The following is a 24,217-nucleotide window of genomic DNA, read 5'->3' on the forward strand; positions in this document are numbered from 1 at the left end:
ACAGAACCCCGACTGGTCGACCACCTATTCGGGGTCGGCCGAGATCCATGCCTATATCCAGCGCTGTGCCGACAAATACGGGCTGCATGCCCATCTGCATTTCGGCGTGGGCATCGCCCGCGCCGAGTTCGACGACGCGCGCGGCCTCTGGCATCTGACAAGCGACAACGGCACGCGTTACATCGCCCGGGCCGTGATCTCGGCCGTGGGCGGGCTGGTCGAACCGTCCACCCCGAACTTTGCCGGCATGGACGACTTCACCGGCGAGATCATGCATACCGCGCGCTGGAATCACGACGTCTCCCTGGCCGGCAAGAAGGTCGCGATCATCGGCACCGGCGCCAGCGCCATTCAGGTGATCCCGTCGATCGCCCCCGACGTCGAACGCCTGACCGTCGTCCAGCGCAGTGCGCCCTATGTGCTGCCCAAGCTCGACAAGGCGCTGCCGGATCTGATGAAGACCGCGTTCCGACGCCTGCCGTTTGCCCAGACCGCGTTCCGGCGCGCGATTCTGGCCATTACCGAAGGCCTGGTCGGCCCGGCCGTGATTCTGGATTCGCCGCTGGCCACCGCCATGAAGAAACTGGCGCTCTGGAACATGCGCTCGGCGGTGAAGGACCCGGTACTACGTGAAAAACTCACCCCCGACTATGAGATCGGCTGCAAGCGGGTGCTGTTTTCGAGCAACTATTATCCCGCCTTCACGCGCGACAACGTCGAGCTTGAAACCGCGGGCGTCGAGCGTTTCACTGAAAACGGCCTGCGCCTGAGCGACGGCCGCGAGATCGAGGCCGATGTGATCGTTACGGCCACCGGTTTCAAGATCAATATCGCCAGCGCGCCGTTTCCCATCATCGGCAGCCAGGGCCAGCGCCTGGCCGACCTGTGGAGCGGGCCGGGCGGCAAGGCCTACAAGGGTGTGGCCACGGCGGGCGTGCCGAACTGGTTTTTCATGCTCGGGCCGAACACGGGGCCGGGGCATACCTCGGTGCTCATCTATACCGAAGCCCAGGCACGCTATATCACCCAGGCGATCGCCAAACTGCTCGACGACGAACTGACCGCGATCGCGGTCAAGCCGAAGGTCATGCAGCGCTATCACGAAAGGCTGCAGAACCGGATGCGCTATACCTCATGGACCTCGGGCTGCCAGAGCTGGTATCTCGACGAGCACGGCGAGAACCACACGCTGTTTCCGGGGCTGGCCACGGAATACGCGCTGTCGATGCGTCGTTTCAAGCTCGGCGAGTACGAGGTCGTGCGCTAAGAGCTGTCTTGATAATGGAGAGGATTCCGCCCAGGGCTTGAAGCACGGATGAGGCGGACTGGCCTCGGCGACCGATCTGTTTGCCTTATTCGCGTTTCTTCGCGTTCATTGGCGGACAACATGCGGCCGCTAGCCGGCGCCGCTCGCCGCCGGCGGCGGATGGCGATAGCGCATAAAAACCAGTACGCCGAGGAGCACCGCCGAGCCGCCGATATAGTGGCTGAGCTGGGGCAGGGTGCCGAAAATCAGCCAGGCGAGCGCCGAAGCGCCGATCGGCTCGCAGAGCACGACCACTGAAATCACCGTCGCGCTCACCCAGCGCATGCTCCAGTTGAATACCGAGTGGCCGAGCAGGGTGGGAAAGATCGCCAGCCCCAGGAAGACGGCCCAGTCGGTATCCGCATAGCCGGCCAGCGGCACGCCGAGCGTGACGCAGTAGGCAAACAGCACCGCGGCTGCCGCGGCATAGATCAGGAAGGTATAGGCGTTGAGCGACAGATGCTGGCGCGCCCGAAAGCCGACGAAGAAATAGCCGGTCGCCAGCGCCGCGCCGAGTAGCGCCAGGATATCGCCGAACAGGGCGGCCCCCGAGACGGCGATATCGCCCCAGCCGATGATCATTGCCCCGGCAATCGACAGCAGCGCGCCGGCGAAGGCGGCCAGGCGAAGGCGGCCAGGCGAAGGCGGCCAGGCGCAGGCGTTCGCCGAACATGGCATAGGCCAGCACGAAGGCGAACAACGGCTGCAGCGTGGTCAGCGTCACCGCGCTGGCCACGGTGGTGTAGTCCAGCGAGGTGAACCAGCTCAGAAAATGAAAGCCCAGCAGCACGCCGGCCGCGACACAACGCAGCAGGTCGCTGCGCCGTATGGCTGCCAGTTCGGCGCGATGCCGCCAGGCGACCACCGGCAACAGCAGCAGCGCAGAAAACAGCATGCGATAGGCGGCCACCGCGGGTGCAGGTGCCGCAGCGAGCTTGACCAGCGGCGCCGAGGACGAAACGCCCAGCACGGCCACGCAGAGCGCGAACGGGATTGTCCAGCGCGATTGCCCGGACGTGGAATGGTCAGCCATCGCAATCAGCCAGCGGTTGCTACAAACGACGAAGCCCGCCGGGCGGCGGGCTTCGCGATACCTGTCGTCGAGCGCCGTTTGCACGGCGCCCACGATGCTATTTCACGACGTCGGCAATCGCGTTGCAGACATAGTCGAGGTTGGCGCTGTTGAGCCCGGCCACGTTCGCCCGACCCGACTTGACCATGTAGATGCTGTGTTCGTCGCGCAGCTTTTCGACATGCTCGGGCTTGAGCCCGGTGAAGGAGAACATGCCGCGCTGTTCGGCCACGTGGGCAAAGCGCTGGTCCAGCCCGTGCGGCGCCAGTGCCTTGACGAAGTCGTTGCGCAGGCCGTTGATGCGCCCGCGCATTTCGTCGAGTTCCTCGCGCCACATCGTCGTCAGCTCGTCGGAGTTGAAGATGGTGGCCACGATGGCACTGCCATGCCCGGGCGGGTTGGAATAGTTTTCGCGCGCGGTGATCGCCAGCTGCGAACGCACATCGGCCATGTCGTCGGCGTCCTTGGCCACGGCGATGAAGCAGCCGGTACGCTCGCGATAGATGCCGAAGTTCTTCGAGCAGGACTGGGTGATCAGCATCTCGTCGAGCGTGTTCGCCAGCAGGCGCACGCCGTAGGCGTCTTCGTCCATGCCGTCGCCGAAGCCCTGGTAGGCGAAGTCGACCAGCGGCAGCAGCTCGCGCTCCTGCAGTACGGCCAGCACCTGTTGCCACTGGTCCTGCGACAGGTCGAAGCCGGTCGGGTTGTGGCAGCAGGCATGCAGCAGCACCACGTCGCCCTGCGGGATCTGCTTGAGCGCGGCGAGCATGCCGTCGAAGTCGAGCCGGTTGTCGGCATCGACATAGGGATACTTCTCGATATTCAGCCCGGCCGCGCCGAACACGCCCAGATGGTTCGGCCAGGTGGGGTCGGACAGCCAGATCGACTTGCCGGGCAGGTTGCTCTTGATGAAGTCCGCGGCCAGGCGCAGCGCGCCGGTGCCGCCGGGCGACTGGGTCGCGCTCGCGCGATCGTTGGCCAGCACTTCGCTTTCGGCGCCGAACACGGTCTTGAGGATATCCGCGCCGTATTCCGGGTCGCCGTGCGAGCCGATATAGGCCTTGGTCTGTTCGTTGTCGATGAGCAGCTTCTCGGCTTGCTTGACCGCGCGCATGATCGGCGTATTGCCCTGCTCGTCGCGATAGACGCCCACCCCCAGGTCGACCTTGTTGGGGTTCTTGTCGTTCTTGAAGGCTTCGATCAGCCCGAGAATGGCATCGCCGGGCACTCGCTCAATCGATTCGAACATCGTTTTCCTCGTGGTTCGCTTCGCGACGCACAACGCGCGCGGGTGTCGAGCCGTAGTTTAACGTCTCGACCGGCCGCTGCCGAATGCCGCCCGGCCCGGGCGGTCTGCGACAGGCGCCGGGACGGCGGTGGGTCATGATCTGACCCACCGCCTGGGCCAGTCTGGGCGCATGTCCGATACGGCTTATCTCGACGATCTCAACGACGCCCAGCGCGAGGCCGTAACTCATGGCCTGCATATCGACGGGCGCTTCGACTGCGACCCGCTGCTGGTGATCGCCGGCGCGGGTAGTGGCAAGACCCAGGCGCTGTCGCATCGCGCCGCGCATCTGGTGCTGTCGGGCGTGGATCCGCGGCGTATTCTGTTGCTGACGTTTTCACGCCGCGCGGCCGACGAGATGACGCGCCGCGCGCATGCGGTGGTGGAGGCGGCGTTCGCTGCCCGCGGGCGGCGTACGGCGGGCCTGAAGCTGCCCTGGGCCGGGACGTTTCATGCCATCGGCGCACGGCTGCTGCGCGAGGAGGCCGGTGCGCTGGGGCTCGATGGGCAGTTTTCGATTCTCGATCGCGGCGATGCGGCCGATCTGCTCGACGTCTGCCGCCAGAATCTGAATCTGGGCGCGGGCAAGACCCGGTTCCCGCGCAAGGACACCTGCCTGGGCATCTATTCGCAGGTGGTCAATCGCCAGACCACCCTGGCGGACGTGCTGGCCACGCGCTATCCCTGGTGCGCAGAGCATCACGACGGGCTCAAGGCCCTGTTCGCGGCCTATACCGAACGCAAGCTCGCCCGGGCCACGCTGGACTACGACGACCTGCTGCTCTACTGGGCGATGATGATGGGCCACGACGCCCTGGCCGAGGCCGTAGCCGGTCGCTTCGACCACGTCCTGGTCGACGAATACCAGGATACGAACATCCTCCAGGCCGCCATTCTCAAGCGCCTGTGCCCGGACGGACGCGGGCTGTGCGTGGTCGGTGACGATGCCCAGGCCATCTATGGCTTTCGGGCTGCCGAGGTCGCCAATATCCTCGGCTTTGCTAACGACTACCCCGGCTGCATGACGGTACGCCTGGAGCGCAACTATCGCTCCACCGGGGCCATTCTCGATGCCGCCAACGCGCTCATCGGCGAGGCGAGCACGGGCTATCACAAGACGCTTTACAGCCATCGCGGGGCGGGCATGAAGCCGCGCCATGTCACCGTGCGCGACAGCGTGGACGAAGCCCGCTATGTGGTCGACCGCGTGCTCGAACGCCGGGAAACCGGGGTCGAACTCAAGCAGCAGGCCGTACTGTTTCGCAACGCCCACCACGCCAACGATGTGGAGGTGGAGCTGATCCGACGCGATATTCCGTTTCGCAAGTACGGCGGGCTGAAATTCCTCGAAGCCGCCCATGTGAAGGATCTGCTCGCGCTGCTGCGCCTGGCCGAAAATCCGCGCGACGAGATCGCCGCCTATCGCGCCTTCCAGCTCGTGCCCGGCGTGGGGCCGGGCACCGCACGCCAGGCCTGGGAGCACCTGCAATCGCATAACGATTCGCTGTCGGCCCTGGCCGGCTTTCGCCTACCGCGCGGCGATCGCGACGTATGGCAGGCCCTGGCGGGCCAGCTTGCCGAGGCGGTGCATGCCGACTGGCCGGCCGGCGTCGAACCGCTGGCCGCCTGGTACAAGCGCATGCTCGACGAACGCTTCGAGCCGCCGACCACGGCCCGGGCCGGCGATATCGACGACTTGGTGCGCATGGCCGCCCAGCATGCCGATCGAGCCGCCTTTCTGACCGATCTCACCCTCGACCCGCCCTCGGCGACCGGCGATCACAACGACGATGCTCACCTCGACGAGGATTATCTGGTGCTGTCGACCGTGCACAGCGCCAAGGGGCGGGAGTTCGACAGCGTGTATCTGCTGCACGTCGCCGACGGCACCTTTCCGAACGAGTATTCGACATCCAGCGACGCCGCGCTCGATGAAGAGCGCCGGCTGATGTATGTGGCTTTCACGCGGGCGAAGAACACGCTGGAGATCGTCTCGCCGCTGCGCTACTACGTCACCGAACAGCATCGCCACGGCGACCGCCATGTTTATGGCGCGACCAGTCGTTTTCTCACCCCGCGCGTCATGCGCCATTTCGAAGCCGTTACCGACGGCACGGTCGAACCGGCGCGCACATCGGCGGCACAAACGCCGCGCCCGCCGCAGATCGATATCGCAGCGGGCGCGCGGGCGCTGTGGCAGTAAGTGGGCAGAGCTTTCCTAGACGCCAATATCCTCGTTCCAGAGATCCGGGCGCTCGCGCATGAAGTCGACCATGAGGGCTCGACAGCCGGCATCGCCCAGCACTTCCACGTCCACACCGCGTTCGGCGAGCAGGGCTTCTTCGCCCATGAAGCTTTCGTTTTCGCCGATCACCACGCGCGGAATGCCGTAGAGCAGGATGGCGCCGGTACACATCGCACAGGGCGAGAGCGTGGTGTAGAGGGTGACGTCCTTGTAGAACGAACCGGGGCGGCGGCCGGTGGCTTCGAACGCGTCCATTTCGGCATGCAGGATGGCGCTGTCGTTTTGCACGCGGCGGTTGTGGCCGGCGCCGACCACCTCGCCGTCGCGTACCAGCACGCAGCCGATGGGCACGCCGCCTTCATCCCGGCCGAGCTGGGCCTGTGCCAGGGCCTGGGCCATGTAATCGCTATGGTTCATCACAAAACATCCGCAAAAGCGCGAGTTTAGGCGCTCATGCGCTGACAGGCGAGCGGGTAGGGCGCGGCCGCCGGCACGGGGCGTATGGGTAGAACTGCGAATAGGCAGGACTAACGCCGCGCGCTAACAATCATGTACCAGGGCGTGCCGTCATATCTCGTGATGACACGCCCCAGGCACGGGAGTCGACATGTCCACACAAGACAAGCTTGCCCGCTATCGTGATCGCCGTGACGCCGAGCGCAGCCCGGAGCCTTCGGGCAAGGCGCGCGCAGGCAAACGCGGCGAGGCCCCGATCTTCGTGATCCAGAAGCACGATGCCTCAACGCTGCACTACGATTTCCGGCTCGAGATCGACGGCGTGCTCAAGTCCTGGGCGGTGCCCAAGGGCCCGTCGACCGACCCGCGCGAGAAGCGCCTGGCCGTGGAAACCGAAGATCACCCGCTCGGCTATGCCGACTTCGAAGGCGTGATCCCCGACGACCAGTATGGCGGTGGCACGGTGCTGGTCTGGGATACGGGCGCCTTCGAAAACGCCAAGCGCGACCATAACGGCGATATCGAAAAGAGCCTGGCCGAGTGTTTTGCCGATGGCCATCTCACCGTGGTGCTGCACGGCGAGAAGATCAGCGGCGGCTATTCGCTCACCCATTTCCGCAGCGAGAACGGCAAGCGCCAGTGGCTGCTGGTGAAGATGGACGACGCCCAGGCCGATGCCCGGCGTAACCCGGTGAACACCGAACCCGACTCGGTATTGAGCGATCGCGGCCTTGCCGACATCGCCGCCCAGGAGTAAGACCATGACTGACTGGCGCGACGAGTTGCCCGAGCGCGTGCTCGACGACACACGAAACGTGACCATGCCGCGCCATTTCGAGCCGATGCTGGCCACGCTCTCCGATACACCGTTTTCGGACGAGGAGTGGATATTCGAACGCAAGCTCGACGGTATTCGCCTGCTCGTGTTTCGCGACGGCGATCATGTGGAGCTTCTGACCCGCAACGGCCAGTCGCGCACCGAGCACTTTCCCGAACTGGTGGCGTGTTTCGCCGAGCAGCCGCATCGGCGCTTCGTGCTCGACGGCGAAGTGGTCGCCTTTGACGGCAAGGTCACCAGTTTTTCGCGTCTTCAGCAGCGCTCCGGCATCAGCGACCCGGAAGAGGCTAAGGCGAGCGGCGTGTCCGTGTATTTCTATGCCTTCGACTGTCCTTGGCTGGACGGGCTGGATTTGCGCCGCGTGGCCCTGCGCGATCGCAAGCAGCTGCTGCGCAGCCAGTTCGATTTCGGCAAGGCGCTGCGCTACACCGCGCACCGCAATGCCTGCGGCGAGGAGTATCTCGCCGAAGCACGGGCCAAAGGCTGGGAGGGCATTCTCGCCAAGCAGGCCGACAGCCCCTATCGCTGCGGGCGGTCCAGGCGTTGGCTCAAGCTCAAGTGCAGCCACGGCCAGGAACTGGTCATCGGCGGTTTTACCGATCCGCAGGGCAGCCGCAGCGGTCTCGGCGCGCTGCTGGTTGGTTATTACGATAACGACGAACTGCACTATGCCGGGCGAGTCGGTACCGGCTTCGACGAGCGCGAGCTCGAGCGCCTGCGCGGCGCGCTGGATGCCATCGAGCGCAAGACTGCGCCGTTCGTCGATCCGCCCGCCGAGCGAGCCGGCGTGCACTGGGTCACGCCCGAACGCGTGGCCGAATTCGCCTTCACGGAATGGACCGACGACGGCCGCCTGCGCCACCCGAGCTATCTCGGCGAACGGGACGACAAGGACGCAAGCGAAGTCGTGCGCGAGCAACCCGAAAGCGCGCCATGAGTATCGAAATCGACAACGCTGACAAAGTGTTCTACCCGGATGCCGGCTATACGAAGGCCGATCTCGTTGACTACTACCAGCGTATTGCCGCCCAGATGCTGCCGCTCATCGAAGGCCGGCCGTTGACGCTGCACCGTTTCCCCGACGGTATCGACGGCGTGAACTTCATTCAGAAAAGCGTCCAGGATCATTACCCGGACTGGATGGAGCGCGTCACGGTCGACAAGGAAGACGGCCAGATTACTCATGCCGTGGCCCCTGATGCCGATACGCTGGCCTGGCTGGCCGACCAGGGCACGATCGCCTTCCATGTATGGCTGTCGCGGGCCGACAAGCCGCACCATCCCGACCGGCTGATCTTCGATCTCGACCCGCCGGGCGACGATTTTGATCAGGTGATCAAGGCCGCACGTTGCGTGCGCGAGCGTCTGGACGCGCTCGGCTTGGCCTCATTCGTGATGACGACGGGGTCTTCAGGGCTGCATGTGGTTGTGCCGCTGGACCGTAGCGCCGACTTTGACACGGTGCGCGATTTCGCCGAACGCGTGGCCGAGCAGCTTGCCGGCGAACACCCGGACGATTTCACCACCGCCCACCGCAAGGACAAACGCCAGGGGCGGCTGTATCTGGATATCCGCCGTAACGCCTATGCCCAGACCGGTATCGCCCCGTACTCTCTGCGCGCGAAACCCGGCGCGCCCATCGCCACGCCGCTGGACTGGGATGAACTCGGCGACGCCAAGATCGGCCCGCAGCGCTTTCACCTGGGCAATATCTTTCGTCGGCTCGCGCAGCGGAATTGCCCCTGGGCCGATATCGACCGCCAGGCACAGAGTCTGACGTCTGCCATTCGCCAGCTCGACGATTGACGCCAACAGCGAACGGCTCGGCGTTCCGGCCGCAGGAATGAGAAAGAATGCCGTGCCGCCACATGGTTTGCAGCCGACGCTTTCGCGTCCGTGCAGGCGCGTAGGTTGGCTTAGGCCGAAGGCCGTAAGCCAACATGGAACGGTCTCTCTCGCCGGCTCGGCGCGTAGGCCGGAATAGCCCGGCAGGCCGGGTTCTTTGTTTGTTGGATTACGCTTCGCTAATCCAACCTACGCCCTTCGTTCACCGGTGGTCAGGCGGGTCGAAACCGGAGCCCGCCATTTACGCTCTTGGCGTTCAATAAGCGGGCTTCTACTGCCGGGTCGCAGTCTCGACTTGCGTAGGTTGGCTTAGGCCAAAGGCCGTAAGCCAACATGGAACGGTCTCTCTCGTCGGCTCGGCGCGTAGGCCGGATCAGCCCTGCAGCTTGGGTTCCATGGTGATTACGCGACGCTAATCCCACCTGACAACGCGATCGGTGTCATGCATCTGTCGATACCAGCCCGCGCAGAAAATCGAGCTGCAGGCCGATATTCGTCTCGTACCAGGGCTCAAGGAAGGGGTCGAAATGGTTGGCGTCGAGGGTCTTGATCGTGACGTTTTCGGAAGCGTGCGCCTGTACCTTGCGTTGGTCGAACGGGGCGACGGTGTCCCGGGTCGCGCCGATGATCAGGGTCGGGATACGGATCGATTTCAGGTGCTTTAACGGGCGGTAGAAACCCATGGTCGCCAGTGACCCCGCCGCGACGCGGTTGTCGTAATCCTCGCCCAGATTCGACTCATTCCAGGAATGTGCGCGCCAGGCGCCGTCGCGATCCACCGAGGCGTACTCGCCCTGGAGCGAGATGGTGGGAATGTAATGGGTGCGCCCGGGGCGCGCCCAGTCGCGGGCCATGTCCCAGCCGAATCGAAGCATGCGTGGCAGCGGTACAGTAGTCACCGCGCGAATGCCGTCCAGCATCGGCACCTGGGCGATCGCGCCGCATAATTCCGAATGCCGTGCCGCGATCTTCACCACATGGCCGCCGCCGAGCGACGAGCCCAAGAGGATGAGCCGGGTGTCATCGACCGCGTCGAGCGTGCGCGCATGGGCGATCACGTCTTCGACCGTCTGTTCGCGTTTCCAGGGGTTGATGGTGTGGCGCGGCGTGCCTTCGCTGTCGCCCCAGCCCAGGTAATCGAAGGTCAGTACCGCGAAGCCGGCCTCGTTGAACGCTTCGATGAAGTGGGTGACCAGCATCAGCTGGGTGCCGCCCCAGCCATGCACCATGATGATAGTCGCAAAGGGGCCCTCGGCCTGCCCCTTGGGCGTGTGTAGCGTGGCGGCACATTTCGTGCCCTGGCTCGTAAACGAAACATCCGCAGTGCTGCGTGAAATCATGCCGTGGTCCGTTTTTGTACACGCTCGCGGCGCCCGGTATGGCGCACAGAGTGTACAAAGCTAAAAAGTATTATTTTCTAATAATACCTCAAGCGTTCCGGGGCAACGATCGGCCATCGCCACGCAAGGGGAGTCGCCGTATTGCCAGCGTTTGCAGTTGTGCTGTAACGATACGGCCGAGCCACGACGCATGGGCGCCGCGGCTCGGGCACGTCGGCAGCGATCAGGCCACGCCGCGACGTCTTGCAACGCGGCGGCGTGGCGATTGGTCAAGCGGCCCCGCTCAGGTTTGTTCCTGCTTCAAGCGCCCGAAGTAGAACAGCCCGGAGCCGATACCCAGCACCACCAGCGCCAGCATCACGCCAAAGAACGGCCAGGGGCCGAAGTTGTAGATGATGGGCAGCGACAGGCCGGTGATCAGACCGCCGCCGAAGAAGGGCTCGAACACCATCTGCTTGTAGCCGAACGCCTCGTAGGCCGGTGTCTTGTTGTCCGGATCGGCGATCTTCATGAGGATCAGGCCGGTGGCGGTCACGCCCATGGACTGGCCGATATCGCCGATGCCGCGCTCGAACCAGTACTTGGGGATCACCCGCGGCGCCAGCCACAGGAACATGCCCACGTTCCAGGCAATGCCGGCCAGGCCGAGCAATACGAAGGCCGCCCAGTGATCGGCGATGACCGTCAGCGACAGGCTGGCGATGGCGGCTGCGATGAGCGCGTCCAGCGCGAAACCCTGAATACGTTCCATCAGGGCACGATCGAGCAGGTTGTGCTTGTCGAAGCGCGTGAGGATCTGTTGTACGACCAGACCGCCGATCATGGCCAGCGGAAACAGCGGAACGGCGCTGAGCAGTTCGATGCCGTCTTCGCCGGCGCCCCAGGTCACGCTTTCGACCCAGCTCATGGCTTCGAGAATGCCCAGGCCCACGAGAATGGCCATGGCGATGAAGCTGAAATGCAGCGTCAGCGGCTCGATCGATTCCGAACGTACCGTCATGCTGCCGGCCGAGACCGGGCGGTCGTCGTGGGCGACCAGGCCGCGGCGCTGCTCGTGCGGAATGCTGGCGACGCTCTTGTCCAGCACCGCACTCTTGCCGGTGCGCACGCCCCAGTTGATCAGAATGATGCCGAACACGATGCCCGAGACCACGCCCACCGTGGCCATGCCCACGGCCAGATCGGCGCCGTCGGCAAAGCCGAGCTCCGCGAAGGTGCCCTGCAGACCCGCGGCCGTGCCGTGGCCGCCTTCAAAGCCGATTTCGATGAGCGCGCCGGCCATGATCGGTACGCCGAAAAACGGCGCCAGCACGAGGGCGGCGATGAGGATACCAATCACATACTGGCCGGCACCCAGGGTGATGCCAAAGGCCAGCTGCGGCCCGGCCAGGCCCCACACCCGCTTGAAGTTGGGTAGGGGCACGCCCAGCAGCAGGGTGGCGAACACCACGTTGATCAACAGCCCAGGTAGGTCGCTCCATATGGAGAGCATGGATTCGGGAATCGCGCCCTGCGCCAGGGGCGCCTCTTCGCCGCCCACGGCACGCGCGATGGCGCCGAGCACGCCGGGGCCCAGCAGAAGACCGATGGCGCCGCCCAGAATCGAGGCCGGCAGGAACAGCTTCTGGGCCGGCGCCCAGTGCATGCGAACCCATTTACCGGCATAGAGCAGAATCGCCAGCATGAGTAAGGAAAAACCAATCTGATCGGCCGTCATGAAGCCCCCTGTTTTATCGATGTACTTGTTGTTGTCTTGATTGCGTTGGAATCCGGCCTGCCAACGGCTCGGCCCGCAAGCCGTCGTCGGTGCGGGCGACCCCTGGCTACCAGCGTAGTCCGTTCCAGGGCACAGGCAAACGCAGTTTTCGTGCCGATGGGGCCGATTGATACCGGGTGACTATGGGCGCCGATTTTATGCGTCCGTAACTCGATAAAAATACAAGGGTTTTCTTCTTGCTTTTTCAGGCGTCGTTGATCGCGGCAGCGAGTTCTTCTTTAGTCATACGGCTACGTCCCGGGATATCCAGCTGCTGGGCGCGATCGTAGAGCTCGTCGCGCGTCATATCGGTGCTTGTCGGGTCCCGCCGCTCTTTTTCTGCGCCTTCTTCTTCGATTTCTGCGGCTTGCCCTTGCGCTTGTTTCCGTTCGTTTTCTTGTTGCTGTCGTTGCCCGAGTCGCCGCTCTTTTGTTCCAGGCTCTGTTTGAGTACGGCCATGAGGTCGACCGGCTCTTCGTCGCTGTCCGCATCCTCGATATCGTCGTCTTCGGCCTCGTGGATCACGTCCTGGTCGGCTTCCAGCTTGTCGTCCACGCGCTCGCGAATACGTTCCGAGCGCACGTCGGTGAGTGCGTCGCGATCCAAGGTCTTGCGCCCGTTCGCCTCGATCGACTTAACCATCTTCTTCGTGAGGTCGTTATCGGCATCGATCGACTCGGGCAGGCCGATATCGGCCGGGGTGCGCAGCTCCTCGGCAAACCGCAGGATCTCGGCCCGCAGAATGCCCTGGTGCGACAAGATCGCCAGCAGATATTCCTTGCCGCGGATCACGCAGGTGGCAATGCCCGCCCGCTCGCTGTCTTCCATGCTCTGGGCCAGCAGCCGGTAGGGCTTGATCGCGCCCTGGTTCGGCGCCAGGAAGTAGGCGCGCTGAAAGAACATCGGATCGATCTGGTCCACCGGCACGAAACGGCGCAGGTCGATTTCCTGCGATTTCTCCGGGGCAATGGCGTCGAGCTCGTCGTTTTCCACCACCACGAACTGATCTTTCTCGACCTCGTAGCCGCGTACGATCTCGTCGGATTCGAGTGCGACTTCTTCGGCCGGGCAGAAATAGCGCTTGGCCAGCGGCTCGCCGTCGTGATCAACCATACGCAGCTTCACGCGCTTGGACCGCGTGGCCACGTACAGGCTCACCGGCAGGCTCACCAGCCCGAAGGTGATCGTGCTGGACCAGAACGGCCGCGGGCCGTGGTGCTCGGCCTCGTGGTAGTCCTTATCGTCGTCCTTGTCTTCCTTGTTTTTAGGCACTCTTGCGCTCGCGCTTCAGGCTGGCTTCCAGGGCCTCGGCCACGTTGCTAGATGCCTCGCGCTGCTTGATCGGCGTCAGCTTTACGCTCTCGCCGCGACGTTTGGTCTCGATGAGATCGAGAATGCGCTCGCGGTGGCTGTTCTCGTAGTCCGCCGGGTCGAAATCCTCGGCCAGCATGTCGATGAGCTGTGCCGCCATGTCCTGTTCCTTGTCATCGAGCTTGCGCCCGCTCGGCGCCTTCAGCTCGTCGATGGATACGACCTCGCCGTCATGGCGCAACGACACCATCACCGGGTAGCCGTGGTACAGCCGCAGGGCGCCCACGTAGGTCTTCTTGCGCATCACCCAGCGGGCCACGCCTTCACGGCCGGTCTGTTCGAGCGCTTTGATGAGCGCGCTGTAGCTCGCCTCGTCCCCGTCCGGGCCGAGATAGTAGGGGCGCAGATACCAGCGATGGTCGATCACCCCCGCCGGCAGAAAATGCAGGATATCGATCTCGCGCGACGCCTCCGGCTCGATCGCGTCGAAGTCTTCCTCGTCGAGCACCACCCAGTCATGATCCTCGGTCACATACGCATACTGCGCCTCGGACTGGGCGACCACGTCATCCGTCTCCGGATTGACCATCGCCTGCTTGACCGGCACCTGGTCCTTCTCATGCAGCAGCCGAAAATGAACGCTCTTGTCGGCCACCGCCGCATAGAACTTCACCGGCACGCGCATGCCGCCGAAATGAATCGCACCTTTCCACATCGCTCGGGCGGTCATGGTTTAGTCTCGCGCTCGAAGAACACTCGCGCGACTATGACGCAAGCCGCGCCGACCCGCAGTCCGCAAATGAACGTAGTTCTTACGATAGGTCGCGTTTGGGGTTGGCTGGCGTTGCCGTAACGGCGGCTAGTTGATCTCTGGGGTGATGTGAACGCTACCTGCGACAACCCGAATCGACCGAGTCATGACATAGATAGGTATACTGTCCCCGGATTGCGCATGTCTCTAGCTTTACGGCACCATGGTACTAGGTTATCTTTAACTTGCTCTTTACGCGATTCCATGCGTTGGGTTTGTGGAATAGTCGGGCGATTCGCCAGACAGTTATTTATTGACCGGGTTTATCACCGCGAAAACGCAGGCGGGTTTCCCTGCGCTTCCGGTAGGTTCTCGGAAAACCCGCCTGCGTTTTCGCGGTGCAATTTGAGGTAAAGGGTTATATTTTGGCCGGTCCTGATCCGCGTGACCGTTTGATATCTGAGCTAGCTAAAAGCCATTTGATGGTGAGGCCATTCTTAGGGTATATATTTCTTTGCGGCGGTCCAATGGATGCTACCGCGCGCCAGCCGATATCTGTACGCGACGCTCTAGCTCGTAATCTATACGCCGATGAGAAAGTATCAAATACTGTAAAGATTGCTGAAGATTTCCAAAATTGGAATTCGGACGGCACTTATCTGGATCTTCTCACTTTCGAAACCCATCTGGCTGAATTGGCCTCGGTCATAGTTGTCATTCTCGAGAGTGAAGGTTCTCTGGCCGAGCTTGGATTGTTCTCTGCGATCGATGGTTTAAAGCAAAAATTACAAGTTTTCATCGATGAGCGGCACTACGAGAGCCAATCTTTTATTCGGCTAGGCCCGATTAAATACTTAGAAGACTCTTTGGAAAATCGAGCTGAAGTCGAAGATTGGTTAAGCCAAATTGGCCCCTGCCTAGCATACGACGTCGAAAAAGCTTCAGCTCTCTCTTCGGACCTCTGTAATGCAGTCGTCGCCCGTCTGGAAGAAAATAGAACGGCAGAGGAGAGCTTCTCAGAAGAACGTTGGCTTCATAAAATACTACTAGTATGTGATCTATTGAATTTGTTCGGCGCGCTTACTGTCACGGAGATTTCTTACTATCTCGCGGAACTCAATATCAATTTTGAACTAGAAGCGTTAAGACAAGCATTATTTATTGTTAATTTGGTTGGGCTCGTCGAAATCAAAGCTAAGAGCAGGCAGCGCTATTATCTGGCGACAGGCTCTCGGTTTTTTATAAAATTTAAAGGGCTAGGCAAAGAATTCGACTTTGATCGCTACAAAACTTTTATTCGCGAGTATTATGAGTCAAGCGATCGAAAAAGGCATCTCGTGCTGCGAGCGACGAGGTCATGAAGATATCGGAATCCCAGCTGTTTGGCCGTATGTGTCAAGACTTGTCGCTACAAAGCGAGTCTTTGAAACGAATAATATCAACTGCTCCTCTCCGATATAAGAAGTTTAGAATACCGAAAAGATCTGGAGGGTGGAGGGAGGTTGCTCAGCCGGCTCGTGAGGTAAAGAAACTACAGTACTGGATTATTCGAGAACTGGGAGACATTTTACCGGTAAGCGACCATGCGACTGCCTACCGTGACAGTATTTCAATCAAGAATAATGCGCTGGTTCACGATGGTTCCAATTACCTTCTAAAGATGGATTTTGCGAGTTTTTTCCCATCAATAAAGTTCTCAGACTTATCGCAGCATCTTTCTAAGTACGTTAAAGAACTTACCGCCGACGATATAGGTGTTATCGCTCTCACTACTTTATGGACTCCTAATAGAGAGCCTCCGCTTCGTTTGTGCATCGGCGCACCAAGTTCACCGCTTCTTTCTAACAGTATTCTTTTTGATTTCGACGCGCTAGTTAGTAAGAGCCTTCCTGATTCGGTTAAGTATACTCGATATGCTGACGATCTCTTTTTTTCGACGCAGGAATCCAATCAGCTTTCGTATGTGGAGCGTCTAGTGCGCGAGACTGTGCACGAGTTAGCTTACCCGGCATTATCGTTCAACGATAATAAAACAGTTAACGTCTCTCGCAACTCGCGCCGAAGTGTAACTGGTGTAGTGTTAAAGCCAGACGGCGGCTTGTCGGTAGGTCGCGAAAGGAAGCGCATTGCAAGAGCTATGTGCCATAAGCTCTCTATAGGTCGTCTTTCTGCCGATGAGGAAGCTAAATTGCGAGGTCTCTTAGCTTTCATTAGTAGTATTGAGCCACGCTTTGCGGAGCGGCTTAAATCTAAATATTCAATATAGCGAGGAAGATCGGGGCAATATTCGAGGGTGAGGGCAGTTTGTTCCGGGGACAGTATGTTCATCTGCCCAGACAAGCAGCGGTTCGTGAACTCAAGGTCGCCCAACCGCCTCGCACATCGCCTTCGTGATCCGTTTGCGAGCGCTGTCGAAGTTTGCCCAGGGATCGCTTTCGAGTTGCTGCAAACGCTGCAGGGCACGCGCGATGTCGTAGTGATCGGGGCTGTCGAGGCCGGCTAGTTCCTCCCAGCGAATTGGCACGGCGATGGTCGGCGTGGCATGGGCGCGGGGCGAGTAGCTGGCGATGGCGGTGGCACCGCGGCCGTTGCGCAGGTAGTCGAGAAAGATCTTGCCGCGGCGTTTGTGCTTGGCCATGTTCGTGGTCAGGCGTTTGGGTTCGCGGGCGGCGAAGGTTTGGCAGACGGCACGGGCGAAGGCCTTGGCGTCGTTCCAATTCGTGCGGCGTTCGATGGGTACGACCAGATGCAGGCCCTTGCCGCCGGTGGTGCGTAGGAAGGCGGCGAGGTCGAGTTCGGCCAGATAGGCACGCAGCTCGCGGGCGATGCGGCAGGTTTCTGCCCATTCGACGTCGGCATGCGGGTCGAGGTCGAACACGAGCTGGTCGGGGCGTTCGACGTTGTCGATCCGCGCGCCCCAGGGGTGGATTTCCAGCACGCCGGCCTGCACGAGGGCGACCAGGTCGGCCGCGTCGCGTACATAGACATAATCTTGCGTGTCGTCCGGGGTCTTTTTATCTGCAATGGCGACGGTCGGCAGGCTGTCGGGGAAGGCGGTGCGCGGGTGCTTTTGAAAAAAGCATTCGCCGTTCTGGCCGTCGGGGCAACGCAGGAGCGACAGTGGGCGATCGGCGATATGCGGCAAAATCCAGTCGGCGATGGCGACGCAGTAGCGGGCGAGTTCGATCTTGGTGAGCCCGGTTTCCGGGTAGACGACGCGATCCGGGTGGGTCAGGCGGATGCCTTCGAGTTTGACGGCGCGGCGTTTTCTGTTGGCGTTGTCGCTGCGCGGCAGTTTCCTGGGTCCGGTCGATCCGCCGTCGCGCTCGGGTGGGTTGGCGCCGATTGAATCGGCATCGCGATCTTCGCGCAGGCCGCGAAAGCTGGGGTGGCGGAGTACGCCGCTGGCCGTGCGTTCGGTAAACGTGACGTCGACCACCAGTTCGGGGTGGACCCAGTGGGCTGTATCCGCATCCGGCACGGGCTCGGCGAAGGGGCGTTTGGATACGCCGAGTTGGTCGAGCCGTGCGGAAAGATCTTCGATCTGGCGGTCCGAAAAGCCGGTGCCGACGCGCCCGGCATAGACGAAGCGGCCGTGCTCGTCGTGTACGCCGAGCAGCAGCGAGCCGAAGCCGGCACGCGAGCCTGAAGGTTCGGTATAGCCGCCGACCACGAAGCTGTCGTCGTGCTCGGTCTTGATCTTGCGCCACTGTTTGCTGCGCCCACCGCTGTAGGCGCCGTCGGCGCGTTTGCTGATGATGCCTTCCAGCCCGCTCGCGCTGGCCTGTTCGAAAAACGCCGGGCCCTGGCCCTGGATATGGTCGGTATAGCGCAGCGCCCGGTTGGCGTCGGCCGCGTCGCAGAGCTTTTGGAGCAGGCGTTTGCGATCGACCAGCGCGACCTTTTTAAGATCGTGCTCGCCGGCGTGGAGCAGGTCGAACACCTGGTAGACGAGCCGATCGGTACGACGGTTGGCGATGGCATCCTGCAGTGGGCCGAAGCGGCTGACGCCGTCGCGATCGAGGGCGACGATTTCGCCGTCGAGCAGGGCGTGGTCGATCGCCAGGGCTTCGACAGCGCGGCGCGTGGCGGCAAAGCGATCGGTCCAGTCCTTGCCGTTGCGGGTGAGCAGCGTCGCCCGCCCGTTTTCCAGGCGCGCGAGGATGCGATAGCCGTCGAACTTGATTTCGTGCAGCCAGTCGTCGCCGGCGGGGGCTTTGTCCGACAAGGTGGCCAGCCGCGGCTTGGGCGTGCGGGCCAGCGCGCGTTTACGGGCGCCGTGGAGCGCGCCGGGGTCGAGATCGAGCGTGGGGGCAGGCGTTTGTGGTTCGTGTTTGGCGGCCGCGCCGTTGGCGATTTCGGTCATGGTGCGGCCGGTGGCCACACTCGTATTGGCCTCGTCGGGTTCGTCGATGGGTTGGTGCTTGTCGCGGCGTTTGATGAGCAGCCAGTTCTTGCCGCCGTCGCCGGCTTTGCCGCCCATCTGGGCGAGCGTCCAGTGCCCGGCCAGTTTCTCGCCCGCGAGTTCAAAATCGATACGGTCTTTCTTGCGTTGGCTCGTTTCGCGCCAAAGGCCGGCGTCCCAGATCATGACCGTGCCGCCGCCGTACTGTTTTTTCGGGATCGTGCCTTCGAAGTCGCCGTAATCGAGCGGGTGATCTTCCACGGCCACGGCGAGGCGTTTTTCGCCCGGTTTCAGGCTCGGCCCCTTGGGCAGCGCCCAGCTTCGCAGTACGCCGTCTTCTTCCAGGCGCAGGTCGAAATGCAGATGCGAGGCGGCGTGTTTGTGCACGACAAAGCGTGGCCACTCGCTGGCGGTGCTGTTCTCTTCGCCCGCGGGTTCGCGGCTGCGGGTGAAATCGCGCTTGTTGCGGTAGTCGTCGAGCCGGCTCATGCCAGGCCCGCAGGACAGGTCAAACGACAACGCATGGGCAGGTGTCGCGGTCGAAAATTCTGGAGTCGACCATAGCAGGCCGGCGGCCGGCTGCCATGCGGCGGACTACGCAGTATCGGCGATAGCAACAAAGCCCGCGTCGATCGCCTCGGCCAGGGCGAACGGCTCGATCTCGATTTCCAGCCCGCGCCGGCCGCCGCTGATGAAGATGGTGTCGAATGCAATAGCGGATTCGTCGATGAAGCTGGCCAGCGCCTTCTTCTGGCCCAGCGGGCTAACGCCGCCAAGCACGTAGCCCGTGGTCTTTTCGACCTTTGCGCGGTCGGCCATGAAGGCTTTCTTGGCACCTGCCGCGGCCGCGAGGCTTTTCATGTGCAGCCGCCCGGCCACGGGCACGATGGCCACCACGAGCGCGTGAGTGTCGAGCTCGGCCACGAGGGTCTTGAACACCTGCTCGGGCGCGACGCCGAGCTGCTGCGAGGCGTCGATGCCGTAATCGCTATGGGCGGTAGTGTGCTCGTACTGATGCAGCTGGTAGGGGACGTTGTGTTCGTCCAGAAGTTGAGTCGCGGGTGTCATGGGTTCGACGCAGATCGGGTATTCTTTTCGAACGGTGCCTACTATTTTAAGCCCATGAATATCGTCGATAGACATGCAGACGATGTGGCCCGCATCGCTCGCCGACACGGCGTGAAGCGGTTGGAGCTTTTTGGCTCCGCTGCGCGTGGGGATTTTGATCCGCAGGCCAGCGATCTCGATTTTCTGGTCGAGTTCGGCCCTGAGCCGCCGGGGGGCGTGGCGCATGCGTATTTCGACCTTCTCGATGCGCTGACCGACCTGTTCGGCCGGCGTATTGATTTGGTAAGCAGTCGCGCGATTCGCAATCCCTATTTGCTGGCGAGCATTAACGAAACCCGGCGCGCCGTGTATGACGCGCAAGCCTGAGACGTACATTTACGACGCATTGCAGGCCGCCCGCGCCATTGAGGCGTTCGTCGCCGGCCGGGGCTATGCGGACTATCAAGAAAGCGCGCTATTGCGTTCTGCCGTAGAGCGGCAGTTTTAAATCATCGGCGAAGCGTTGAATCGCCTGAAGCAGCTTGATGTAGAGCTGTTCGCGCGCGTTCGAGGCGGGCGTCAAGCCATTGGCCCGCGCAACATTCTGATACACGGGTATGCGAGTGTGGATGACGCGATCGTATGGACAACCCTCGAACAGGATTTGCCGTTGATGCAGGCGGATCTTGAAATGCTAATGGGCTCAAGCGACGCGTAATAAGCGCTCGCTCGCGATCTGTGTTCGATTAAACCGGGGAAGGGGCGACGTTCCTCAGCCCCCGATATACGACATCTCCACCTTGCCATCGGCATCGCCGCGCCGGTGGGCGGTTTCTTCGCCGCGCTGTTCGGAATAGCGGTCGTCGCGGGCGGCCCAGATACCGGAGAGCAGGCCGCGCAGTTCATCGTCGCTCGCGCCCGAGCGCAGCGGGGTGCGCAGGTCGCGCCCGTGTACGCCGAACAGGCAGGTATAGAGTTCGCCGATCGCAGACAGCCGCGCCCGGGTGCAGCCGCCGCAGAAGGGCTGGGAGACGGAGGCGATGATGCCGATCTCGCCGGCGCCGTCGTCGTAGACCCAGCGGTTGGCGGTTTCGCCGGCCACGTTCGCAGGCAGACGGCTGATCGCGTGGCGCGTTCGGATGGTTTCCACGATTTCGCGGGCGGTCACGACTTCTTCCATGCGCCAGCCGTTGGAGGTGCCCACGTCCATGAATTCAATGAAGCGCAGCACCACGTCCGAGTGCCGGAAGTATTCGGCCATCGGCAGGATCTGGTCTTCGTTGACGCCGCGCTGGACCACGCAATTGACCTTGACCGGGGTCAGCCCGGCGGCCTTGGCGTTGTCGATGGCTGTAAGCACCTTCGAGGCCGGGTAGCCGACATCGTTGATCGCCTTGAAGACGTCGTCGTCGATGGCGTCGAGGCTGAGGGTGACGCGGTTCACGCCGGCGGCTTTCAGTTCACGGGCGCGCTGTTCGGTGAGCAGCGAGCCGTTGGTGGTCAGGCAGATATCGTCGATGCCGTCGATGTCGGCCAGCCGCGCGATGAGCACGTCGATATCGCGGCGCAGCAGGGGTTCGCCGCCGGTCAGCCGCAGCTTGCTTACGCCCAGACTGGCTGCGATGCGGGCCAGGCGCTCGATCTCTTCGAAATCCAGCAGCTCGCGGCGCGGCAAGAACAGATGCTCGCTGCCGAACAGCTCGCGCGGCATGCAGTAGGTGCAGCGAAAGTTGCAGCGGTCGGTCAACGAGATGCGCAGATCCTGCAGCGGACGCGCGTACCGATCGGCAACGGGGGATGCTGCGGCGTTTGCTTTGCTAGAAGGGGTCATCACCCGAACATAATCAGGGTTACTCGTCGTCGTCTCAAGCGTTGTTTCACCCGACGGGCGCGCGTGAGACCGGCCCCGGGGCGGCAAATGGCTTCGCCCCAAGGCGGTTGCGGTGGCACCATGAGCCTGCAACGCGGCGAATTGTCACATCGCGTCGGGCTGCAACTAGGTGCATCATACTTTCGTATAGGTGGGCGCGGCTCGTAGCACATGGGTGCTGCGACCCAACAGCCCGTGAGGCGTCGCAGGAGATATCGATGGCACTCGATGCAGAAATCCTGTCGCGGATTCAGTTCGCGTTCGTGGTTTCCTTCCACATCCTTTTCCCGGCTTTCACCATTGGTCTGGCGAGCTGGCTGGCGATGTGTGAAGGCATGCACCTGTTCACCGGGCGCGACGTGTTCCGCCGGCTCTATCAGTTCTGGGTGAAGATCTTCGCCGTGTCGTTCGGCATGGGCGTGGTGTCCGGCATCGTGATGAGCTTTCAGTTCGGCACCAACTGGTCGGTGTTCGCCGAAGCCACCGCCCCCGTGCTCGGGCCGCTGTTCTCCTATGAGGTGCTGACCGCCTTCTTCCTGGAGGCCACCTTCCTGGGCATCATGCTGTTCGGCTGGAACAAGGTCGGCCCGAAGCTGCATTTCTTTGCCACGCTGATGGTGGCCATCGGCACCATGCTGTCGGCGTTCTGGATTCTGTCGGCCAACTCCTGGATGCAGACGCCCGCCGGCTACGAGCTGCGCGACGGCGTGTTCTATCCGGTCGACTGGTGGGCGATCGTGTTCAATCCGTCGTTCCCCTACCGGCTCGTGCACATGGTGCTGGCGGCCTATCTGACCACGGCGTTCGTGATTCTGGGCGTGGGCGCCTGGTATCGGCTCAAAGGCACGGCCCACGAGGCCGCCCGGGTGATGCTGGTCATGGGTGTGGCGTTTGTTTCCATTGTCACGCCGCTGCAGATCGTGGCCGGTGATTTTCATGGTCTGAACACGCTCGAGCATCAGCCGGCCAAGGTCGCGGCCCTCGAAGCGCACTGGGAAACCGAAAAGGGCGCATCGCTGGCGCTGTTCGCCTGGCCGGATGCCGAGGCCGAAACCAATCATTACGAGATTTCCGTGCCCAACATGGCCAGTCTCATCCTCATGCACGACTGGGATGGCGAGCTCGTTGGCCTGAAGGAGTTCCCGGCCAGCGAACGTCCGCCGGTGGCGCCGATCTTCTTTTCTTTCCGGCTCATGGTGGGGCTGGGCATTCTCATGCTCATTGCCGGCCTGACCGGGCTATGGCTGGCCTTTCGCGGTCGCCTGTTCGATGCCCGCGGCTATCATCGCTATCTGGTGGCCATGGCGCCATCGGGTTTTCTGGCGGTGCTGGCCGGCTGGTTCACGACTGAGATCGGGCGTCAGCCCTATACGGTTTATGGGCTGCTGCGTACGGCCGACTCCGTTTCGCCCGTGTCCGCGCCCAGCGTGGCCGCTACGCTGATTACCTTCGTGATCGTCTACGGCATCGTCTTCGGCGGGGGGATGTACTACATCCTGCGCGTGATTCGGACCGGGCCCGGCAAGGCGCCAGAGCACCCCGTGCCCGATCCGTATGCCACGCCGGCACGGCCGCTGTCGTATCCGAATGAACCGGTGGGAGAAGAATGATGGATAGTGTCGACATTCTGCCGCTGGTCTGGTTTGCCGTGATCGCCTTCGGCGTGTTCATGTACGTGCTGCTGGACGGCTTCGTGCTGGGCATCGGCATTCTCTGCGGCGTGGCCTACGGCGAGGCCGAGCGCGACATCATGATGAACTCGGTCGCGCCGATCTGGGACGGCAACGAAACCTGGCTGGTGCTGGGCGGCGTGGCACTTCTCGCCGCCTTTCCGCCGGCCTATACGGTCTTGCTGCCCGCGCTCTATCTGCCGCTGACCGGTATGCTCATCGCGTTGATCTTTCGCGGCGTGGCGTTCGAGTTTCGTTTCAAGGCCCGCCGCAAGCTGGGCTGGAATCTGGCGTTCGTGCTGGGTTCTCTGGTCGCCACCTTCTGTCAGGGCGTCACCCTGGGCGCCATCGTCCAAGGAATCGAAGCCAACGGTGCCCAATATGTGGGCGGCGCCTTCGACTGGTTCTCGGGCTTCACGCTGTTGACGGGCTTTGCGCTGGTGGCCGGCTATGCCCTGCTGGGCGCGACCTGGGTGGTGATGAAGACCACCGGGCTGTTGCAGGATCGGGCCTATCGCTGGTCGCGCACGCTGCTCACCGCGGTCATCGTGTTCATGGCGCTGGTGAGCGTCTACGTGCCGTTTCTGGACGGCAACTATGCCGAGCGTTGGTTTGGTTTTCCGCATGCGCTGTTGCTGGTGCCGTTCCCGCTGCTGGGCGTGGTGGTGTCTTACTTTCTCTATCGCAGCGTGGCCGCGAGGTATGAGTACTGGCCGTTCCTGCTGTCGCTGGGCATGTTCGCCGTGGGCTACGGCGGGCTCGCGGCGAGCTTCTGGCCGCATATCATTCCGCCGCATCTGACCATCTGGAATGCGGCCTCGCCGCCGGAAACACAGAGTTTCCTGATCGTCGGGCTGCTGATCCTGCTGCCGTTCATCCTCTTCTATACCGGCTGGTCGTACTGGATTTTCCGCGGCAAGGTCGGCCGCGACATGGGCTATCACTAGTTCGTATGTCAGAAAGGAGCCGCCATGCGTGAAACCCCGCGTCGTCTTCTTTGGTTCGTCGGCCTCGGTG

23 protein-coding genes and 1 pseudogene are annotated in these 24,217 nt (G+C 62.4%); 11 read left to right on the forward strand and 13 right to left on the reverse strand.

Annotation, left to right across the window (positions count from 1 at the left end; genetic code table 11):
* A partial coding sequence (locus tag CMN27_RS10785; protein ID WP_293626357.1) for an NAD(P)/FAD-dependent oxidoreductase occupies positions 1–1,267 on the forward strand: 1,267 nt, incomplete at its 5' end.
* A 129-nt stretch (positions 1,268–1,396) separates the two neighbouring features.
* Here the strand turns inward: CMN27_RS10785 and CMN27_RS10790 are convergent.
* From CMN27_RS10790 to CMN27_RS10795, 3 genes and pseudogenes are all read right to left on the reverse strand, one after another.
* Entirely contained in the window at positions 1,397–1,888 is a 492-nt protein-coding gene (locus tag CMN27_RS10790; RefSeq protein WP_293626358.1) for a DMT family transporter, read from the reverse strand.
* A gap of 121 nt (positions 1,889–2,009) precedes the next feature.
* A pseudogene (locus tag CMN27_RS17450) lies at positions 2,010–2,339 on the reverse strand (EamA family transporter); the annotation flags it as partial.
* Positions 2,340–2,436: 97 nt separating this feature from the next.
* Positions 2,437–3,627 carry an amino acid aminotransferase gene (locus tag CMN27_RS10795; protein ID WP_293626359.1) on the reverse strand — a complete coding sequence of 397 codons (1,191 nt, stop codon included), beginning with the start codon at positions 3,625–3,627 and terminating at the stop codon, positions 2,437–2,439.
* Between the two features lie 169 nt (positions 3,628–3,796).
* On the opposite strand from CMN27_RS10795, the gene CMN27_RS10800 reads away from it, so the two are divergent.
* A complete protein-coding gene (locus CMN27_RS10800) occupies positions 3,797–5,869 on the forward strand; it encodes an ATP-dependent helicase (protein ID WP_293626360.1) in 2,073 nt (690 codons plus the stop codon).
* A 15-nt stretch (positions 5,870–5,884) separates the two neighbouring features.
* Here the strand turns inward: CMN27_RS10800 and CMN27_RS10805 are convergent, their stop codons facing one another.
* Positions 5,885–6,328 carry a nucleoside deaminase gene (locus CMN27_RS10805; RefSeq protein ID WP_293626361.1) on the reverse strand — a complete coding sequence of 148 codons (444 nt, stop codon included), beginning with the start codon at positions 6,326–6,328 and terminating at the stop codon, positions 5,885–5,887.
* 190 nt (positions 6,329–6,518) lie between these two features.
* Between CMN27_RS10805 and CMN27_RS10810 the strand changes: the two genes are divergently transcribed.
* Genes CMN27_RS10810 through ligD (CMN27_RS10820) form a run of 3 tightly spaced genes read left to right on the forward strand, consistent with a single transcriptional unit; the run spans position 6,519 to position 9,011 of the window.
* Positions 6,519–7,124, forward strand: coding sequence for a DNA polymerase ligase N-terminal domain-containing protein (locus CMN27_RS10810; RefSeq protein WP_293626362.1), 606 nt, complete (start codon positions 6,519–6,521; stop codon positions 7,122–7,124).
* Positions 7,125–7,128: 4 nt separating this feature from the next.
* Entirely contained in the window at positions 7,129–8,142 is a 1,014-nt protein-coding gene (ligD, locus tag CMN27_RS10815; RefSeq protein ID WP_293626363.1) for a non-homologous end-joining DNA ligase, read from the forward strand.
* The gene (ligD, locus tag CMN27_RS10820) at positions 8,139–9,011 is read left to right on the forward strand and encodes a non-homologous end-joining DNA ligase (RefSeq protein WP_293626364.1); all 873 of its coding nucleotides are present in this window, start codon (positions 8,139–8,141) and stop codon (positions 9,009–9,011) included. The genes ligD (CMN27_RS10815) and ligD (CMN27_RS10820) overlap by 4 nt, the downstream gene beginning before the upstream one ends.
* Positions 9,012–9,490: 479 nt before the next feature.
* Here ligD (CMN27_RS10820) and CMN27_RS10825 read toward each other — a convergent pair whose 3' ends face one another.
* From CMN27_RS10825 to CMN27_RS10845, 5 genes are all read right to left on the reverse strand, one after another.
* Complete coding sequence (locus CMN27_RS10825) at positions 9,491–10,390, reverse strand: alpha/beta fold hydrolase (protein WP_293626365.1); 900 nt, start codon at positions 10,388–10,390, stop codon at positions 9,491–9,493.
* Positions 10,391–10,673: 283 nt separating this feature from the next.
* Positions 10,674–12,107 carry a sodium:glutamate symporter gene (locus tag CMN27_RS10830; RefSeq protein ID WP_293626366.1) on the reverse strand — a complete coding sequence of 478 codons (1,434 nt, stop codon included), beginning with the start codon at positions 12,105–12,107 and terminating at the stop codon, positions 10,674–10,676.
* 244 nt (positions 12,108–12,351) lie between these two features.
* On the reverse strand, positions 12,352–12,453 hold the full coding sequence (locus CMN27_RS10835) for a Rho termination factor N-terminal domain-containing protein (protein ID WP_293626368.1): 102 nt from the start codon (positions 12,451–12,453) through the stop codon (positions 12,352–12,354).
* The gene (locus CMN27_RS10840) at positions 12,450–13,418 is read right to left on the reverse strand and encodes a Ku protein (RefSeq protein ID WP_293626370.1); all 969 of its coding nucleotides are present in this window, start codon (positions 13,416–13,418) and stop codon (positions 12,450–12,452) included. The genes CMN27_RS10835 and CMN27_RS10840 overlap by 4 nt, the downstream gene beginning before the upstream one ends.
* A complete protein-coding gene (locus tag CMN27_RS10845; protein ID WP_293626372.1) occupies positions 13,411–14,187 on the reverse strand; it encodes a Ku protein in 777 nt (258 codons plus the stop codon). Before CMN27_RS10845 ends, CMN27_RS10840 begins: the two co-directional genes overlap by 8 nt.
* 419 nt (positions 14,188–14,606) lie before the next feature.
* On the opposite strand from CMN27_RS10845, the gene CMN27_RS10850 reads away from it, so the two are divergent.
* Together CMN27_RS10850 and CMN27_RS10855 are read left to right on the forward strand one after the other, a co-directional pair.
* The gene (locus CMN27_RS10850; RefSeq protein ID WP_293626373.1) at positions 14,607–15,569 is read left to right on the forward strand and encodes a retron St85 family effector protein; all 963 of its coding nucleotides are present in this window, start codon (positions 14,607–14,609) and stop codon (positions 15,567–15,569) included.
* A complete protein-coding gene (locus CMN27_RS10855; RefSeq protein WP_293626374.1) occupies positions 15,566–16,474 on the forward strand; it encodes a retron St85 family RNA-directed DNA polymerase in 909 nt (302 codons plus the stop codon). The genes CMN27_RS10850 and CMN27_RS10855 overlap by 4 nt, the downstream gene beginning before the upstream one ends.
* Positions 16,475–16,564: 90 nt before the next feature.
* Here CMN27_RS10855 and ligD (CMN27_RS10860) read toward each other — a convergent pair whose 3' ends face one another.
* Positions 16,565–19,102, reverse strand: coding sequence for a DNA ligase D (gene ligD / locus CMN27_RS10860; RefSeq protein ID WP_293626375.1), 2,538 nt, complete (start codon positions 19,100–19,102; stop codon positions 16,565–16,567).
* Between the two features lie 105 nt (positions 19,103–19,207).
* A complete protein-coding gene (ybaK, locus tag CMN27_RS10865; RefSeq protein WP_293626377.1) occupies positions 19,208–19,681 on the reverse strand; it encodes a Cys-tRNA(Pro) deacylase in 474 nt (157 codons plus the stop codon).
* 54 nt (positions 19,682–19,735) lie between these two features.
* On the opposite strand from ybaK, the gene CMN27_RS10870 reads away from it, so the two are divergent.
* Positions 19,736–20,047 (forward strand): nucleotidyltransferase domain-containing protein, encoded by a 312-nt coding sequence (locus CMN27_RS10870; RefSeq protein ID WP_293626379.1) that lies wholly within the window; start codon positions 19,736–19,738, stop codon positions 20,045–20,047.
* An 88-nt stretch (positions 20,048–20,135) separates the two neighbouring features.
* On the opposite strand, the gene CMN27_RS10875 is transcribed toward CMN27_RS10870, so the two are convergent.
* On the reverse strand, positions 20,136–20,273 hold the full coding sequence (locus CMN27_RS10875) for a hypothetical protein (protein WP_293626380.1): 138 nt from the start codon (positions 20,271–20,273) through the stop codon (positions 20,136–20,138).
* A 12-nt stretch (positions 20,274–20,285) separates the two neighbouring features.
* Here CMN27_RS10875 and CMN27_RS17455 point away from each other — a divergent pair, with 12 nt between their 5' ends.
* Complete coding sequence (locus CMN27_RS17455) at positions 20,286–20,378, forward strand: hypothetical protein (protein WP_366515450.1); 93 nt, start codon at positions 20,286–20,288, stop codon at positions 20,376–20,378.
* A 54-nt stretch (positions 20,379–20,432) separates the two neighbouring features.
* Here CMN27_RS17455 and moaA read toward each other — a convergent pair whose 3' ends face one another.
* A complete protein-coding gene (gene moaA / locus CMN27_RS10880; RefSeq protein WP_293626382.1) occupies positions 20,433–21,491 on the reverse strand; it encodes a GTP 3',8-cyclase MoaA in 1,059 nt (352 codons plus the stop codon).
* Between the two features lie 257 nt (positions 21,492–21,748).
* Between moaA and CMN27_RS10885 the strand changes: the two genes are divergently transcribed.
* Positions 21,749–23,140, forward strand: a complete 1,392-nt coding sequence (locus tag CMN27_RS10885) for a cytochrome ubiquinol oxidase subunit I (protein ID WP_293626384.1) — start codon at positions 21,749–21,751, stop codon at positions 23,138–23,140.
* Positions 23,140–24,147 (forward strand): cytochrome d ubiquinol oxidase subunit II, encoded by a 1,008-nt coding sequence (cydB, locus tag CMN27_RS10890; RefSeq protein ID WP_293626386.1) that lies wholly within the window; start codon positions 23,140–23,142, stop codon positions 24,145–24,147. The genes CMN27_RS10885 and cydB overlap by 1 nt, the downstream gene beginning before the upstream one ends.
* Positions 24,148–24,217 lie beyond the last annotated feature (70 nt).

The organism is Salinisphaera sp., assembly GCF_002729955.1.
Taxonomy (GTDB): domain Bacteria; phylum Pseudomonadota; class Gammaproteobacteria; order Nevskiales; family Salinisphaeraceae; genus Salinisphaera.

Excerpts from the sequence above, each read along its gene's own strand:
- CMN27_RS10835 (WP_293626368.1), bottom strand. The coding sequence starts at position 12,453 with ATGACGCGCGACGAGCTCTACGATCGCGCCCAGCAGCTGGATATCCCG.
- CMN27_RS10885 (WP_293626384.1), top strand. The coding sequence starts at position 21,749 with ATGGCACTCGATGCAGAAATCCTGTCGCGGATTCAGTTCGCGTTCGTG.
- ligD (WP_293626375.1), bottom strand. The coding sequence starts at position 19,102 with ATGAGCCGGCTCGACGACTACCGCAACAAGCGCGATTTCACCCGCAGC.
- CMN27_RS10790 (WP_293626358.1), bottom strand. The coding sequence starts at position 1,888 with ATGATCATCGGCTGGGGCGATATCGCCGTCTCGGGGGCCGCCCTGTTC.
- moaA (WP_293626382.1), bottom strand. The coding sequence starts at position 21,491 with ATGACCCCTTCTAGCAAAGCAAACGCCGCAGCATCCCCCGTTGCCGAT.
- CMN27_RS10805 (WP_293626361.1), bottom strand. The coding sequence starts at position 6,328 with ATGAACCATAGCGATTACATGGCCCAGGCCCTGGCACAGGCCCAGCTC.
- CMN27_RS10795 (WP_293626359.1), bottom strand. The coding sequence starts at position 3,627 with ATGTTCGAATCGATTGAGCGAGTGCCCGGCGATGCCATTCTCGGGCTG.
- CMN27_RS10870 (WP_293626379.1), top strand. The coding sequence starts at position 19,736 with ATGAATATCGTCGATAGACATGCAGACGATGTGGCCCGCATCGCTCGC.
- CMN27_RS10810 (WP_293626362.1), top strand. The coding sequence starts at position 6,519 with ATGTCCACACAAGACAAGCTTGCCCGCTATCGTGATCGCCGTGACGCC.
- CMN27_RS10855 (WP_293626374.1), top strand. The coding sequence starts at position 15,566 with ATGAAGATATCGGAATCCCAGCTGTTTGGCCGTATGTGTCAAGACTTG.
- CMN27_RS10845 (WP_293626372.1), bottom strand. The coding sequence starts at position 14,187 with ATGACCGCCCGAGCGATGTGGAAAGGTGCGATTCATTTCGGCGGCATG.
- ybaK (WP_293626377.1), bottom strand. The coding sequence starts at position 19,681 with ATGACACCCGCGACTCAACTTCTGGACGAACACAACGTCCCCTACCAG.
- CMN27_RS10830 (WP_293626366.1), bottom strand. The coding sequence starts at position 12,107 with ATGACGGCCGATCAGATTGGTTTTTCCTTACTCATGCTGGCGATTCTG.
- cydB (WP_293626386.1), top strand. The coding sequence starts at position 23,140 with ATGGATAGTGTCGACATTCTGCCGCTGGTCTGGTTTGCCGTGATCGCC.
- CMN27_RS10800 (WP_293626360.1), top strand. The coding sequence starts at position 3,797 with ATGTCCGATACGGCTTATCTCGACGATCTCAACGACGCCCAGCGCGAG.
- ligD (WP_293626364.1), top strand. The coding sequence starts at position 8,139 with ATGAGTATCGAAATCGACAACGCTGACAAAGTGTTCTACCCGGATGCC.
- CMN27_RS10825 (WP_293626365.1), bottom strand. The coding sequence starts at position 10,390 with ATGATTTCACGCAGCACTGCGGATGTTTCGTTTACGAGCCAGGGCACG.
- ligD (WP_293626363.1), top strand. The coding sequence starts at position 7,129 with ATGACTGACTGGCGCGACGAGTTGCCCGAGCGCGTGCTCGACGACACA.